1 protein-coding gene is annotated in these 295 nt (G+C 52.9%); it reads left to right on the top strand.

Translation table 11 applies throughout. The annotated features are described in order from the left end of the window. Nucleotides 1-295, top strand: a 295-nt coding sequence (locus ACZYR9_RS27725) for an ABC transporter substrate-binding protein (RefSeq protein WP_488981510.1), incomplete at both ends; no start/stop codon positions are given.

The raw sequence follows: 295 nt of genomic DNA on the forward strand, positions 1-295 counted from the left end.
CTCTTTTGCCACTGGCCCTGATTTGTATAAGGCATTGTCTTCCGGACAGCTGGATGTCGCATATGCCGGAATGCCCGCAGCCGTCAACTGGGCATCTCGCGGCGCACAGTTTAAAGTCATTGCCAAAGTGGACGACGGTAAATTCGGACTTTTGACCAAGGATGCTTCCGGGATTCATGAAGCCGCTGATTTGAAAGGGAAAAAGGTGGGTTCGCTGGTGAAGGGAAGCGGCGTCGATTATTTGATTCGCGGCGTTCTACTGCCGGAAGCGCAGTTAAACGAGCAATCGGCGACA

It is taken from the genome of Paenibacillus sp. F024 (assembly GCF_057814255.1).